Annotated in this window: 13 protein-coding genes; 2 read left to right on the top strand and 11 right to left on the bottom strand. The window is 57.1% G+C overall.

What is annotated here, in order from left to right:
• Positions 1-18: 18 nt before the first annotated feature.
• The 9 genes from purF to pdxB form a co-directional block, all read right to left on the bottom strand.
• Positions 19-1536: an amidophosphoribosyltransferase gene (purF, locus tag F153LOC_RS00965; RefSeq protein ID WP_102104916.1), complete on the bottom strand. Its 1518-nt coding sequence runs from the start codon at positions 1534-1536 to the stop codon at positions 19-21.
• A gap of 36 nt (positions 1537-1572) precedes the next feature.
• Positions 1573-2061: a colicin V production protein gene (cvpA, locus tag F153LOC_RS00960; protein ID WP_100779424.1), complete on the bottom strand. Its 489-nt coding sequence runs from the start codon at positions 2059-2061 to the stop codon at positions 1573-1575.
• Positions 2062-2294: 233 nt separating this feature from the next.
• A complete protein-coding gene (gene dedD / locus F153LOC_RS00955; protein WP_102104917.1) occupies positions 2295-2990 on the bottom strand; it encodes a cell division protein DedD in 696 nt (231 codons plus the stop codon).
• Positions 2980-4248, bottom strand: a complete 1269-nt coding sequence (gene folC, locus F153LOC_RS00950) for a bifunctional tetrahydrofolate synthase/dihydrofolate synthase (RefSeq protein WP_102105009.1) — start codon at positions 4246-4248, stop codon at positions 2980-2982. Before folC ends, dedD begins: the two co-directional genes overlap by 11 nt.
• Positions 4249-4386: 138 nt before the next feature.
• Positions 4387-5292, bottom strand: a complete 906-nt coding sequence (gene accD / locus F153LOC_RS00945; protein ID WP_100779422.1) for an acetyl-CoA carboxylase, carboxyltransferase subunit beta — start codon at positions 5290-5292, stop codon at positions 4387-4389.
• Positions 5293-5446: 154 nt separating this feature from the next.
• A complete protein-coding gene (locus F153LOC_RS00940) occupies positions 5447-6106 on the bottom strand; it encodes a DedA family protein (RefSeq protein ID WP_102104918.1) in 660 nt (219 codons plus the stop codon).
• Positions 6107-6132: 26 nt separating this feature from the next.
• Positions 6133-6945, bottom strand: a complete 813-nt coding sequence (gene truA, locus F153LOC_RS00935) for a tRNA pseudouridine(38-40) synthase TruA (protein WP_102104919.1) — start codon at positions 6943-6945, stop codon at positions 6133-6135.
• 2 nt (positions 6946-6947) lie between these two features.
• Positions 6948-7958, bottom strand: coding sequence for an aspartate-semialdehyde dehydrogenase (locus F153LOC_RS00930; RefSeq protein ID WP_102104920.1), 1011 nt, complete (start codon positions 7956-7958; stop codon positions 6948-6950).
• Positions 7959-8025: 67 nt separating this feature from the next.
• On the bottom strand, positions 8026-9162 hold the full coding sequence (pdxB, locus tag F153LOC_RS00925; protein ID WP_102104921.1) for a 4-phosphoerythronate dehydrogenase PdxB: 1137 nt from the start codon (positions 9160-9162) through the stop codon (positions 8026-8028).
• A gap of 117 nt (positions 9163-9279) precedes the next feature.
• On the opposite strand from pdxB, the gene flk reads away from it, so the two are divergent.
• The gene (gene flk / locus F153LOC_RS00920; RefSeq protein ID WP_102104922.1) at positions 9280-10284 is read left to right on the top strand and encodes a flagella biosynthesis regulator Flk; all 1005 of its coding nucleotides are present in this window, start codon (positions 9280-9282) and stop codon (positions 10282-10284) included.
• Positions 10285-10363: 79 nt separating this feature from the next.
• Here flk and F153LOC_RS00915 read toward each other — a convergent pair whose 3' ends face one another.
• Entirely contained in the window at positions 10364-11542 is a 1179-nt protein-coding gene (locus F153LOC_RS00915) for an MFS transporter (protein WP_102104923.1), read from the bottom strand.
• A gap of 205 nt (positions 11543-11747) precedes the next feature.
• Positions 11748-12965, bottom strand: coding sequence for a beta-ketoacyl-ACP synthase I (fabB, locus tag F153LOC_RS00910; RefSeq protein ID WP_100779415.1), 1218 nt, complete (start codon positions 12963-12965; stop codon positions 11748-11750).
• 158 nt (positions 12966-13123) lie between these two features.
• Here fabB and mnmC point away from each other — a divergent pair, with 158 nt between their 5' ends.
• Entirely contained in the window at positions 13124-15124 is a 2001-nt protein-coding gene (gene mnmC, locus F153LOC_RS00905; RefSeq protein WP_199174670.1) for a bifunctional tRNA (5-methylaminomethyl-2-thiouridine)(34)-methyltransferase MnmD/FAD-dependent 5-carboxymethylaminomethyl-2-thiouridine(34) oxidoreductase MnmC, read from the top strand.
• Positions 15125-15162: the final 38 nt, after the last annotated feature.

Here is a 15162-nt window from a genome sequence, read left to right as displayed (position 1 = left end):
CCCTCACTTGCCGGGGCGTTAGCCTTCGTTGTGCATCTCTAAGCTTTCGAGATCGTTTTGCATCTGTACGGCTTTGGCATCGTCGTTACGCAGCGAGTCAAGGTAGTCGAGATACTGCTGATCGACGTCTTTGGTCACATAGATGCCGTTGAACACGGAGCACTCGAACTGCTGAATGTCCGGGTTTTCAGCGCGTACTGCGTCAATCAGATCGCTGAGATCCTGGAAAATCAGGCCGTCAGCGCCGATGATCTGGCGAATCTCGTCCACTTCACGACCGTGTGCGATCAGCTCGTTGGCGGTCGGCATATCGATACCGTAGACGTTCGGGAAACGAATTTCCGGCGCAGCAGAGGCCAGATAAACTTTCTTGGCACCGGCTTCACGCGCCATCTCGATAATCTGCTCGGAAGTGGTGCCACGTACGATGGAGTCATCCACCAGCAACACGTTCTTATCGCGGAACTCAGCGCGGTTGGCGTTGAGCTTACGACGCACGGACTTACGACGCAGCTGCTGACCAGGCATGATAAAGGTGCGGCCAACGTAGCGGTTTTTCACAAAGCCCTGACGGTACGGTTTACCCAGAATACGGGCCATCTCCAGTGCGATATCGCAGGAGGTTTCCGGAATCGGGATCACCACGTCGATCTCCAGATCGTCCCACTCGCGGGCGATCTTCTCACCGAGCTTGGTACCCATATTCACGCGCGCGCTGTACACGGAAATTTTGTCGATGAACGAGTCCGGGCGTGCGAAGTAAACATATTCGAACAGGCACGGATTGCTGACCGGGTTTTCCGCACACTGACGGGTAAACAGCTGACCTTTCTCGGTGATGTAGACGGCTTCGCCCGGGGCGACATCGCGCAGGAACTCAAAGCCCAGGGTATCCAGCGCCACGCTCTCGGAGGCGACCATATACTCGGTACGGCCATCACCCAAATCACGCTTACCCAGCACCAGCGGACGGATGCCGTTAGGGTCGCGGAATGCCACCATACCGTGGCCGATAATCATCGCCACGCAAGCATACGCGCCACGGATCTGGCGGTTAGTCGCGGCAATGGCGGCAAAAATGTTGTCTGCTTCCAGCGGATAATGGCGGAAGTTATCCAGCTCGCTGGCAAAGATATTGAGCAGGATTTCAGAATCAGAGGTGGTGTTAATGTGGCGACGCTTCTCTTCGAACAGCTTTTTACGCAGCTCATGCGCGTTGGTCAGGTTGCCATTGTGGGCAAGCGTGATGCCATACGGTGAGTTGACGTAGAACGGCTGTGCTTCAGAGGCGCTGGAACTGCCAGCAGTAGGATAACGAACGTGGCCAATCCCCATATTGCCTTGCAGGCGCTGCATATGGCGGGCTTCAAATACATCGTTGACCAGGCCATTCGCTTTGCGTAAACGGAAACAGTTGTTGGCATCAATGGTGATGATGCCTGCTGCATCCTGGCCACGGTGCTGAAGCACCGACAACGCGTCATAAATAGACTGGTTTACCGGCATGAAACCGGCGATACCGACAATACCGCACATTCGTCTTTTCCTCGTTAAGCCACATCTCAAAGCGTTTTACACTTTGGGCAAGAAACTCGACGAGCTTTGCAGATAGTCAAAGAACCATCTGATGATGAAGCTGAACTGTGGAATCAGCTGGGACTTGCTCCAGTCTTCGCTTTTTGAAAACCCGGTAAAGGTATCAAGGAAGAACAGTATCGCAGCCACGATCAGCGCGCCTCGCAGCGCACCAAAACAGATCCCCAGCACCCTGTCCGTTCCTGACAGACCGGTTTTCTCGACCAGCTGACCTATCACGTAGTTCACGATAGCGCCGACGATTAGCGTCGCGATAAACAGCACCGCGATGGCGATTCCATTTCGGACCAGTTCATCTTCAAAGCCCGTGAACCAGACAGACAGGTAAGTGTAGTAATGACTGGCGACAAAGAAAGCACAACCCCATGTCACCAGCGATAACGCTTCACGAACAAAGCCACGGATCAGGCTAACCAGACAGGAAAAACCTATCACCGCAATGATGGCGTAATCAATCCAGACCATATGTGTCCCACGATTAAACGCCCTGTCATCCAGTTCGGGGCGAATTCTAACAGAAAAAGAAAACGTTTGCGTAGGGATTTCCTTCCCGCGCGTAAATAAAAAAGGCGCTGAAAAAATGTTCAACGCCGCTGGGTTATTGCGCCTCTTTGGACGAATTCCCGCCTCTCATCCCGGCCCTCAAGACCGTATGGAGCAATCCCCTCACCCGGTGGGACGAGGGGTATGCGCGCACGTCAGTTCGCGCTATAACTCATCACCACACCGCTCAGCCCGGAAATCTGCTTCAGCTCGCCGAGCGAGCCTTTCAGCTTATCTTTCGACGCATCCGGACCCACCAGAATGCGGGTAATTTTACCCTGCACCGGGGTGGAAGGTGAAGTGTAAACCCGATATCCGGCACCGCGGAGTTTACCGACCACTTCATTGACTTTGTCGGCATTTTTTAGCGCACCAAGCTGCACCACATACGCTTTACCGGTTGGCGCAGGCTTCTCTTCCTGAACCGGTTTTTCCGGTGGCGCTTCCGTCGCGGCGGCGATCTGCTCGCTGGCTTTATCGCGCTGCGGTTTCGGCTGCGGTTTTTCTGCCGGTTTCACGGCAGGCTTTGGTTGTGCAACGGGTTCTGGAACCGGGTCCAGCTCACCGGCGTTGCTCGCCGCCAGACGAGAAGGATCGAGCGACGGCGCCGCCGCATCACCGGCGCGCACCTCTTCCGCCGCCCCTTCAGGAGGCTGAGCGGGCAGCGCCTGCGTGGCCGCAGGCAGCATGTCTGGCTCGTCGCGATCGCCGGGTTTTGGCACCAGCGGGATCGCCGCAAACTCATCCTGATAATGTTTTTTCTGCCCGTCGAGCAGTCCCGGGAGGAGAATCACTCCCAGCGCAACCAGCACAATGGTTCCTGTTAAACGGTTCTGAAACTTACTTGCCACCGGTTCTCCCCGCCTCCATTACTTCCATGACATGTGCCACCGTGTGAAATGATCCACACACCAGCACGGTATCTTCAGGTTTAGCATCCGCCATCGCGGCGCGCCATGCCAGCGCCACGTTTTCATAAGCTTCGCCCTTCGCGAGATGTTCCATCAACTGCTCAGCCGACGCGCCTCGAGGCCCTTCCAGGGGAGCACAATACCAGCAATCGACCACAGTCTCCATGCAGGCCAGCGTGCCCGCAATATCTTTATCGTGAAGCATACCGATAACCGCAAGTACGCGCCCGGTTTTTGGCAGGGATTTGAGGCGCTCAGCAAGATAGGCCGCTGCATGGGGGTTATGCGCCACGTCCAGAATCAAACGCGGTGATTCGCTGACAATCTGAAAACGCCCCGGCAAAAGCGCGTTCTGAATGCCGTCTCGTATCGCCTGTTCGCTCACCGCCAGACCACTGGCGCGGATAGCCGCCAGTGCGGTCGCCGCGTTCGGTTGCGGCACCTGTGGCAGCGGCAGATGGTCCAGCTCGCCCTGCGCGTCGCGAAAACGCCAGCTGTCGCCCGTTACGTCATATTGCCAGTCAACGCCACGACGCATCAGCTGTGCCCCCTTCTCCTTCGCCACGTCGGCGATAGTGTGCGGCATATCCGGTTCACCGACCACGGCAGGTTTGTTGGCGCGGAAAACACCCGCTTTTTCGCGGCCAATGCTTTCGCGGTCCGGCCCCAGCCAGTCCGTATGGTCAAGTGCAATACTGGTCACCACCGCGACATCGGCATCAACCATGTTAGTCGCATCTAAGCGTCCACCTAAACCGACTTCGAGGATCACCACATCCAGCTGCGCCTGCTTAAACAGCCACAGGGCGGACAGCGTGCCGTACTCAAAATAGGAGAGCGAAATCTCGCCGCGCGCCGCTTCGATTTGCGCGAAAGAGGCTGTGTGGGCGGATTCCGGCAGTTCGCTATTCTGCACGCGCACGCGTTCGGTGTAGCGGACCAGATGCGGCGAACTGTAAACACCCACCTTGTAACCGGCGGCCATCAGCATGGACTCTAGCGTGCGACAGGTGGTGCCTTTGCCGTTCGTTCCCGCTACGGTGAACACGAAGGGCGCGGGCTTGAGGACATCAAGACGCGCACCCACCTCGCTCACGCGATCCAGGCCCATATCGATGGTTTTACTGTGCAGATTTTCCAGATAAGAAAGCCACGTGACCAGGGGTGACGTGGCTTGGGGAAGAGTATTTTTTTCCATGATACGCACTTTCATTTATGTATACACTTCGGCCTTCAAGCGGTCTCTACGTTGGCGACGCCCTGATACTGCTCTGATGGCTTGTGTATCAAATAAGTGAAAAGGGCAGCGCCGTCTGGCCCTGCCCTTTTTGAGTTATCAGGCTTCGGGTTCCTGATCCGGCACAACCACGCCTTCACGCGGCTCGTCCGGGCTTGGCGACGGCAGATTCATCAGCTTCGCCAGGATGCTCGCCAGTTTCAGGCGCATTTCCGGACGGCGAACGATCATGTCGATAGCGCCTTTTTCAATAAGGAACTCACTGCGCTGGAAGCCCGGCGGCAGTTTTTCACGAACGGTCTGTTCGATAACGCGTGGGCCGGCAAAGCCGATCAGCGCTTTCGGTTCAGCGATGTTCAGATCGCCCAGCATCGCAAAGCTTGCAGAGACGCCACCCATGGTTGGGTCGGTCAGCACGGAGATATACGGCAGACCGCGCTCCTGCATTTTGCCCAGGGCCGCAGAGGTTTTCGCCATCTGCATCAGGGACATCAGCGCTTCCTGCATACGTGCACCACCGGAGGCGGAGAAGCAGATCAGCGGGCAGTTGTCTTCCAGCGCCTGTTCAACGGCACGGATGAAACGCGCGCCGACGACAGAACCCATTGAGCCGCCCATAAAGGAGAACTCAAAGGCCACAGCGACAACCGGCATCTCGTGCAGAGTGCCTTTCATCACCACCAGCGCGTCTTTCTCGCCGGTCTCTTTCTGAGCAGAAGCCAGTCGATCTTTGTATTTTTTGGAGTCACGGAACTTCAGCACATCTTTTGGCTCAAGTTCGCTACCCAGTTCCACAAGCGAACCTTCGTCCAGCACGCTATGCAGGCGATTACGCGCCGACATACGCATGTGGTGGTCACACTTCGGGCAAACCTCAAGATTGCGTTCCAGCTCAGCGCGGTACAGGACCTGGCCGCAGCTGTCACACTTGGTCCACACCCCTTCAGGAATACTCGCCTTACGGGTTGGGGCTATGTTGCTTTTAATTCGTTCAATCCAGCTCATTGATAACCTTTCTGCCTGAACCTGGTCGTATGCCAGTTTTGCTGTAAGCGGCGCATAATGCCATTTTTGCCGCAAACAGACCATGAATGTTGCACATTAAAACATAACAGCCCGAAACTTTGGATAAAAAAGTGGTCGAACCGCAAATGCGTCTTTATTTCGCTTGCTTAGCCGCCGCGCGTTTGTGACGAATAATTTCGATCACACCCGGCAAGACTGAGAGCACAATAATGGCAACAATCAGTAACTTAAGATTTTCCTGCACAATAGGCAGATCGCCAAACAGGTAGCCCGCGTAGGTAAACAGCAGCACCCACAGCAGTGCGCCAATCACGTTATACGCCGCGAAATGACGATAGGACATATGCCCCATACCTGCCACAAACGGTGCAAAGGTGCGGACGATCGGCACAAAACGCGCCAGAATGATGGTTTTGCCACCATGACGTTCGTAGAACGCGTGCGTTTTATCTAAATAGCTGCGACGGAAAATCTTCGAGTTCGGATTACTGAAAAGCCGTTCACCGAATACCCGCCCAATAGTGTAGTTCACCGCATCGCCGACGATAGCCGCAATAATCATCAGCAACACCATCAGGTGAACGTTGAGATCGTTGGTCGGCAGCGCAGAGAGCGCGCCCGCGACAAACAGCAGCGAATCGCCCGGCAAAAACGGCGTGACGACCAGGCCGGTTTCACAGAACAAAATCAGAAACAGAATGGCATACACCCAGACGCCGTACTGCGCGACCAGCTCCGCCAGATGAACATCGATATGCAGGATGAAATCAATGAGAAATCGTATTAAGTCCATATTGTTAAGCCTTAATTGCAACTGCGTTAGTCCGCTAAAAACAGCGGGCCCATTGGCGGTTTTGGAAGGTCAAATCGATCCGGATAATCCACCGAGACCAGATACAGCCCTTCCGCTTTCGCCGTTGCTGCCGCAAGCGTTCTGTCCTTCGCTGCCAGCAGTTCTGCAATCCAGCTCTCCGGCTGGTGTCCGGCGCCTACTTCCATCAGGCTGCCAACGATATTCCGCACCATATGATGTACAAAGGCATTCGCTTTGATGTCCACCACCACATACGCGCCATAACGACTGACGTTAATGTGCATCACGTTTCGCCACGGGGTGCGCGACTGGCACTGAACCGCACGAAACGAGGTAAAGTCATTTTCGCCGAGCAACTGCTGCGCGGCACGGTGCATACGCTCTGCATCCAGCGGCTCATAAAAATGGGTCACGCCCTGGCTTAACACCGCCGGACGCAGACGCTGGTTGTAGATGATGTAACGGTAGCGACGCGCCGTGGCACTAAAGCGCGCGTGAAAATCATCGGGCACATCTTTGACCCAACGCACCGCGATGTCACCAGGCAAATTCGCATTTACGCCAAGCGTCCAGGCCGCGTCTTTACGCACCGCAGTAGTTTCGAAATGCACCACCTGGCCCGTGCCGTGAACGCCCGCATCGGTACGACCGGCACACAGCACGTTGATCGGTTCGTTCGCCACCTGAGAGAGCGCTTTTTCCAGCTTTTCCTGAACGCTGCGCACTTCATTCTGACGCTGCCAGCCATAATATTTGCTGCCGTCGTATTCTATTCCGAGGGCAATTCTATGGACTGACTTTTGCTCCACTTCAGACATCCTTACAGATACTCCTGCACCAGCTTCTCAGCGATTTTAACCGCCATCAGCGCGCCGCCGAAACGGACGTTGTCCGCCACAGACCAGAACTGCACCTGTTCAGGCATCCCGTAATCGTTACGCACGCAACCGATGGAGAGACGCGCGTTACCCGTCGCATCGCCCACCTGGGTCGGGAACTCTGTCTCTTCGCTGAGGGAGATATCTTCGCCGCGCTCAAACGCATAGCGCGCCTCTTCCGCCGCCAGCGGGCGCAGAGCCTCAAAGCTCACCATCTGCGCGTGGCCGTAGAAGACCGGAGAACGCACGCAGCTGGCAGAGATCATCAGGCCGTCGTCCTGCAAAATTTTGCGGGTTTCGTCGACAATACGACGCTCTTCGCGCACGCTGCCTTCACGGTCGGCAAGCATTGGCATCAGGTTGAAAGCCAACTGGCGACCGAAGAAGTCGTCATCGTCCACCGGGATACCGTTCAGCAGTTTCGCGCTCTGCCCTGCCAGCGCGTCGACCGCTTTTTTGCCCTGCGCGGAAACAGAAAGCAGACTGGTTACGCTAATGCGCGACAGACCACCGTCGTCGATCAGCGGTTTCAGTGCCGTCAGCAGCTGGCTGGTCAGGCTGTCCGGGACAGCAATAATGTTGCGGTTGCGGTAGTCGGCCAGCACGAACGGGTTCACGTCCGGCACCACCAGCGGCACGTCAGGCTCGAGGGCAAACAGACCGCTCAGGTCGATCACCAGGCAACCGGCGTTCGCCGCTTCTTCAGCGTAAGTCGCCGAGGCTTCAACGCCTGCTGCAAAGAACGCCAGTTGCACCTGCGTCCAGTCAAATTCAGCTACGTCCTGCGCGCGAACGGTTTTACCTTCACAGCGCAGAGAGGTGCCCGCGCTTTCGGCGCGCGCCAGAGCATAGATTTCTCCCACCGGGAACTGACGCTCCGCAAGTGTTTCGAGCAGGGCTTCGCCCACAGCGCCAGTGGCACCCAGTACGGCAATATTCCAGCCTTCAGACATGGTGGTTTACTCCAGAAATGAAACTGCGTCCCTGCCAGATTATCCGGCAGAGAGCATGAGGAAAACATTAACGCGCCGGGTTATGCGTGGCAGTAAAACCCAGTTTATTCAGCAACGCCGCCGCATCGGCGTCGTCACAGATGACATACAGGGAGGACCACTCACGGCGCTCAAGATAATTCTTGCGAAGCCGGTCGAATTCACCCGGAATGCCGGCCACTTTTCGCAGCAGCGCGTCATCGCGGCGCACATCATACACTAAATGCACCAGCCTTTTTAGCGAAGACTCATCAAGCGGACCGTGCAGCGTAATGCGGCCAAATTCCGGCGCAGGCAGCAGTGTATCCAGCGCCACCTGCTGCGCCTGGCCGATAAAAGCGCTATAGGCTTCAAACACCTGCGTCGTACCGCGCGCTTTGCCTTCAAGCGTATAGCCCGCGATGTGCGCGGTAGCGACATCCACGCGGTTCAGCAGCGCCACGTTGAGATCCGGCTCCGGTTCCCAGACATCCAGCACCACGCTCAGCTCCTGCCCCTCTTCCAGACATTTCAGCAGCGCGGTGTTATCCACCACCGGGCCACGGCAGGCATTTATCAGAATAGTGCCAGGCTTCAGGCGGCGAATTAACGCCTCATCGGCCAGATGCAGGGATTTGTACGGTCCGTCTTTAAACAGCGGCGTATGGAAGGTGATCACATCCGCCTGCTCGACCAGTTCATCCAGCGTGCGGAAGTCGCCTTCATCACCGCGATCGGCGCGTGGGGGATCGCACAGCAAGGTGCGGATACCGAGGGCTTCCAGACGTTTTTGCAACCGCCCGCCGACGTTACCGACGCCAACAATACCCACCGTGCGATCTTTCAGCGCAAAGCCGTCGCGCTCACCCAGCATCAACAGTGAAGAGAAAACGTATTCCACCACGGCGATAGCGTTGCAGCCCGGCGCGGCTGAGAATCCGATACCGGCCTGTGCCAGCCAGGCATCGTCCACGTGATCGGTTCCCGCCGTCGCTGTCCCTACAAATTTGACGTTTTTACCCGACAGCAGCGCCTCATTCACTTTGGTGACCGAGCGCACCATCAGGGCATCAGCATCGGTGAGTTCTTCAAGGGGAATGGGACGACCGGGAACGGCCTTAACGTCGCCCAGGCGGCTAAACAGCTCACGGGCGTAAGGCATATTTTCATCAACGAGGATTTTCACGACAGAGTACCTGTTTGAGAGGAAGTTAACCGGCCAAGTGTGCCATAATCTCGCCGCCAGGCATACCCGAACGCTTTGCCTGGTTTACGGTGAGTAATGACTTTAAGGATTTTGACGATGCAGCCCATTTCAGGTACGCCGCCGCGCCCTCCCGGTGAAGGCCCAGTAACACCTTCCGCCATTGGCGAACAGCCGTTATCGACGCAGCAGCGCACGGTGCTGGAGCGACTGATCACCCGCCTGGTTGCGCTTACGTCGCAACAGAACGCGGAGGTGTGGGCGGGAGTGAAACATGATTTGGGGCTGAAAAACGACACGCCGCTGTTATCGCGCCACTTCCCTGCCGCCGAGCAAAACCTGAATCTGCGCCTGAATACCGCGCAGCAAAATCACACCACCCGCCAGATGGTGTCGCAGCTCACCGAACTGTTAGGCCAGGGGAATAATCGTCAGGCGGTGAGTGATTTTATCCGTCAGCAGTTTGGTCAGACGGCCCTGAGCCAGCTCACACCGGACCAGCTGAAAACGGTGCTCACGCTGTTACAGAGCAATCAGCTCTCTATTCCGCAGCCGCAGCAACGCCCGGCGACGGAGCGCCCTCTGCAGCCTGCTGAGCATAATACTCTCAAGCAGATGGTCACCCGGCTGGCTGCTGCCACGGGCGAGTCAAACAAGCTTATCTGGCAATCCATGCTGGAACTTTCCGGCGTGAAAGCCGGTGAGTTGATCCCGGCGAAACAGTTTACCCACCTGGTGACCTGGCTTCAGGCGCGTCAGACGTTGAGTACCCAAAGCGCGCCCACGCTGCATACCCTGCAGGCGGCGCTTAAACAGCCGCTGGAACCACGAGAATTTGAAGCGGTGCGTGAATATGCGCAGCAGAACTGGCAGGTTACGCCGCAGACGGTACTGACCCCCGCCCAGATTCAGGATTTACTGAACCAGATCTTTATCCGCCGCGCCGAACGTGACGGCGGTGTGCCAGAAGCGCGCAATATTCAGCCAATCTACAGCCCGCTGTTCGCCCCGGTGGTGGACACTATAAAATCGATGTCTGCACGCCCCGGCCTGATGTTTATCGCGCTGATGGTAGCGCTGGCATTGTTCTGGCTGGTTGCCTGAGGCGAAGTATCCGCCACCCGACCTGCTAAATTATGGATTTTGCAGGTCGGGTAAGCGAAACGCTAGCCGACAATGCCGCTTACTGCTTCCGGAATGCGAGAACCGTTACCACTATCCCCACCACTGCCGAGACGGCCCCTGCCAGAAACACCGACGGATAGCCGAACGACGTCGCCAGTACCCCTGCCAGCGGGCCAGTGATACCGTACGAGATATCCTGGAATGCCGCATAGCCGCCGAGTGCAGTTCCACGAACCTGCGGTGCTACGCGTTTCACCACCTCGACGCCGAGCGCCGGGAAGATCAGCGAGCAGCCGCAGCCGGTTAACGCCGCGCCCAGCAACGCAATCCACGCCACCGGTGCCTGCCACAAAAGCAGCAGGCCGAGGGTCTCAATCATTAGCGAAACCACCGCCACTTTTACGCCGCCAAAACGGTCCGGCATCCAGCCGAACAGCACGCGCATCAGCACGAAGGCCCCACCGAATGCGGTTAAGGTGAAACCAGCCATTGCCCAGCCCCGGCTCATGAAGTAGAGCGAGACAAAGGTGCCAATTACGGCAAAACCTACGCCCTGCAGCGCCAGACCGAGGCCCGGTTTCCAGATTTGACCGACCACGCTCCACAGCGACGGACGATCGCCTTTGTGAGCTGGCACTTTACGCACCGTGCCGTTAAAGGCCCACGCCACCAGCGGCAGTACCATGGTCGTCCCCGCCAGCGCGGCGAAACCGAAATGGCTGTGGATCAGCAGACCCAGCGGTGCGCCTGCGGCCAGTGCGCCGTAGATCGCCATCCCGTTCCAGGACATCACTTTCCCGGAACGCGTCGGCCCGACCAGCCCCATTCCCCAGGTGAGCGTCCCGGTCAGCAGCTGGCTTTCGCCAAAACCGAGAATTAAGCGCCCGACAATCAGCAGTGCGAATTTATAGATGGCGTCCACCGGCAGCAGCGCGGCCAGCAGCCATGCCCCACCCGCCAGCCCGCAGGCGAACATACCCTGTAACGCGGAACGCTTTGCGCCATGCTGATCGGCCAGGCGTCCGGCATAGCCACGGGTTAACACGGTCGCCAGAAATTGAATCCCCACGGCGACACCCACCAGGGTATTGCCGTAGCCCAGCTCCTGATGCACAAACAACGGGATTACCGGCAGCGGCAGGCCGACGGTCATATAGGTAAGAAACACCGCGAAGGCGATGCGAAACAGCGAGATATTCGCTGAAGAGGTTTTTTCTGCTTGGGTTACTGCGGTCATGCATTACTCCGAAAATGAAGAGTAAGGCGGGGAAATGCCACGCCCCCTCTACCTGAGGATCAGGATTAAGGTGCGTTGGTTGACGTTAAACGCTTACGCATTATCAAAGTGATAATGTTGAAGCCGAAGTTTGCCTTTTCAGTCAATCAATTGTCAACGCATAAAAAAGGAGCCATCAGGCTCCTTTTTTTCATCAGCGGAAAACTTACGCTTTCAGCTTACGCATTACCAGCGTGGCGTTGGTGCCGCCGAAGCCGAAGCTGTTGGACATCACCGTCGTCAGCGCCTGCTCAGTTGGCTTGGTCACGATGTTCAGGCCAGCAGCCTGCTCGTCCAGCTCTTCAACGTTAATGCTTGGGGCGATAAAGCCGTGTTCCAGCATCAGCAGAGAGTAGATAGCTTCCTGCACGCCAGCGGCGCCCAGAGAGTGACCGGTCATCGCTTTCGTCGCGGAGATCGCCGGGCTGTTGTCGCCGAAGACTTCACGGATAGCACCCAGCTCTTTCACGTCGCCGACCGGAGTCGAGGTACCGTGGGAGTTCAGGTAGTCGATTGGGGTATCAACGCCGTTCATCGCCAGCTTCATGCAGCGCACTGCGCCTTCGCCTGATGGAGCAACCATGTCTGCGCCATCGGAAGTCGCACCGTAGCCCACAACTTCAGCGTAGATGTGCGCGCCACGTGCCAGAGCGTGTTCCAGCTCTTCAACCACAACCATACCGCCGCCGCCTGCGATGATGAAACCGTCACGGTTCGCATCATAGGTACGGGACGCTTTTTCTGGCGTTTCGTTGTATTTGGTGGACAGTGCGCCCATTGCGTCGAATTCACACGCCATTTCCCAGCACAGCTCTTCGCCGCCGCCAGCAAATACGATGTCTTGTTTACCCAACTGGATCTGCTCAACCGCGCTGCCGATACAGTGTGCGGAGGTCGCACATGCGGAGCTGATGGAGTAGTTCACACCGTGGATTTTGAAGGGGGTCGCGAGGCACGCGGACACCGCTGACGCCATCGCTTTGGTCACAACGTAAGGACCGACCGCTTTCAGGCCGCGCGGGCTACGCATTGCGTCTGCGCCGAACACCTGAGATTTAGAAGAACCACCGGAACCTGCGATCAGGCCCACGCGTGGGTTGTTCTGATAAACGTCTTCTTTCAATCCAGCATCTTCTACAGCCTGCTGCATTGAGAGGTAAGCGTAGATAGAGGCATCGTTCATGAAACGGACCACTTTGCGGTCAATCAGACCGGTGGTGTCCAGTTTGACGTTACCCCACACGTGGCTACGCATACCAGAATCTTTGAATTCTTGAGAGAAAGTGATCCCCGAGCGTCCTTCACGCAGAGATTCCAGGACTTCCTGCTGGTTGTTACCGATGCTGGAAACGATGCCCAGGCCAGTAATCACTGCACGTTTCATTCAATACCTCTGTAAGTCATACTATATTAAGTTTCGAGTCGCACAATAGCGTACACTTGTACGCTGAACAAGTCCGATCAGCCAATTTCTGTGGAAATTTGCACCATCGAACACACATCGCTAAGATCCTGCCACTGCCTGTCAGACGAGTAACTTACGTGAAACAAAACGCCATACAACCCGCCAACCTTGAGTTCAACGCTGAGGGTACACCTGTTTCCCGAGATTTCGACGATGTCTACTTCTCTAATGATAACGGACTGGAAGAAACTCGTTATGTTTTCCTCGACGGAAACCAGCTGAACGCGCGTTTCCCTGTCCATCCGCGCAGCCAGTTTGTGGTGGCGGAGAGCGGTTTTGGCACCGGATTAAACTTCCTCACCCTCTGGCAGGCGTTTGTTCAGTTCCGTGCGGCACACCCTGACGCTACGCTACAAAGATTACATTTCATCAGTTTCGAGAAATTCCCCCTCACCGCCCACGACCTGACCCTGGCCCATCAGCACTGGCCGGAACTTCGCGTCTGGGCCGAGCAGTTGCAGGCCCAGTGGCCACAGCCGATCGGCGGCTGTCATCGTTTAGTGTTAGACGGTGGTCAAGTCACGCTGGATTTGTGGCTCGGGGACATCAATGACCTGACGGACAAACTCGACGATTCTCTGAATCAGAAAGTGGACGCCTGGTTTTTGGATGGCTTTGCTCCCGCGAAAAATCCGGACATGTGGAGCCCGCATCTGTTCGCGGCGATGGCGCGTCTGGCGCGTCCTGGCGCTACGCTCGCCACCTTCACCTCCGCCGGGTTCGTGCGCCGTGGTTTGCAGGACGCCGGTTTCACCATGTACAAAACCAAAGGATTTGGCCGCAAGCGAGAGATGCTGACAGGCGTGATGGAGCAGGATAATCCCCTGCCTGAGCGCACCCCCTGGTTTGCCCGCAGCGGTGCGGAAAAACGTGAAACGGCAATTATTGGCGGTGGTATTGCCAGCGCACTGCTTTCGCTTGCCCTGCTCCAGCGCGGCTGGCAGGTGACGTTGTACTGCGCTGATACCGCCCCCGCCACGGGTGCCTCCGGCAATCGCCAGGGCGCGCTGTATCCTCTGCTGACCGCCCACGATCCGGCACTTAGCCAGTTTTTCCCGGCCGCCTTTACCTTTGCCCGGCGTCTTTACGACAGCCTGCCAGTCACCTTTGACCATGCATGGTGCGGCGTCACACAGCTCGGCTGGGACGAAAAAAGCCAGCGCAAGATCGACCAGATGCTGAGCCTGGAATTACCGGCGCACATCGCGGAAGCCGTGGACGCCGAGCAGGTGCAGGCGTTAAGTGGCCTGGAGACGGGCTGCGGTGGCATTCACTACCCGCAAGGCGGCTGGCTCTGCCCGGCGCAGCTTACGGCAGCGGCCATTGCGCTGGCCCAGTCGCAAGGGCTGACCGTGCATTATGAACATCAGCTTGAATCCCTGGATCGCATCGAAGGCGACTGGCAGCTGCGTTTTGCCCATGGTGCACAGGCCCGACACGCCGGAGTGGTGCTGACCAACGGCCATCGCATCAGCGATTTCCCGCAAACAGAAAATCTGCCGGTCTATCCGGTTGGCGGCCAGGTGAGCCATATTCCCACGACAGCTCAGCTCGGCAAGCTCCGTCAGGTCTTGTGTTACGACGGCTATCTGACGCCACAAAACCCGACCAACGGTCATCACTGCATCGGAGCCAGCTATCATCGCGGCGAAGCGGACATTTGCTATAGCGAAGCGGATCAGCAGCAAAACCGCCAGCGCTTGATCGACTGCTTCCCCGGGGCTGAATGGGCGAAAGAGGTGGACGTAAGCGGCAGCGACGCGCGCTGCGGCGTGCGGTGCGCCACCCGCGATCATCTGCCGATGATCGGCAATGTACCGGACTACGACGCGACGCTTGCGACCTATCAGGATCTGGCAGAATCCAAAGAGAATGCCGTGCGTTCTCCCGTCTATCCGAACCTGTTTATGCTCGGTGCGCTCGGGTCGCGGGGATTGTGTACTGCGCCGCTGGCCGCTGAAATTCTGGCGTCGCAGATGAGCGATGAGCCGATCCCGATGGACGGTGTTACGCTTGCAGGATTGAACCCAAATCGGCTGTGGGTGCGAAAATTACTGAAGGGTAAAAAGGTAGGATAAGGTTTGGAGGCCCGGTAAGCGCAGGCGCTACCGGGCAA

This window comes from Lelliottia sp. F153, assembly GCF_002870005.1.
In the GTDB taxonomy this organism is placed as follows: Bacteria; Pseudomonadota; Gammaproteobacteria; order Enterobacterales; family Enterobacteriaceae; genus Enterobacter; species Enterobacter nimipressuralis.
The sequence above is the reverse complement of the archived record's forward strand: the minus strand, read 5'-3'. Positions and strand labels throughout refer to the sequence as shown.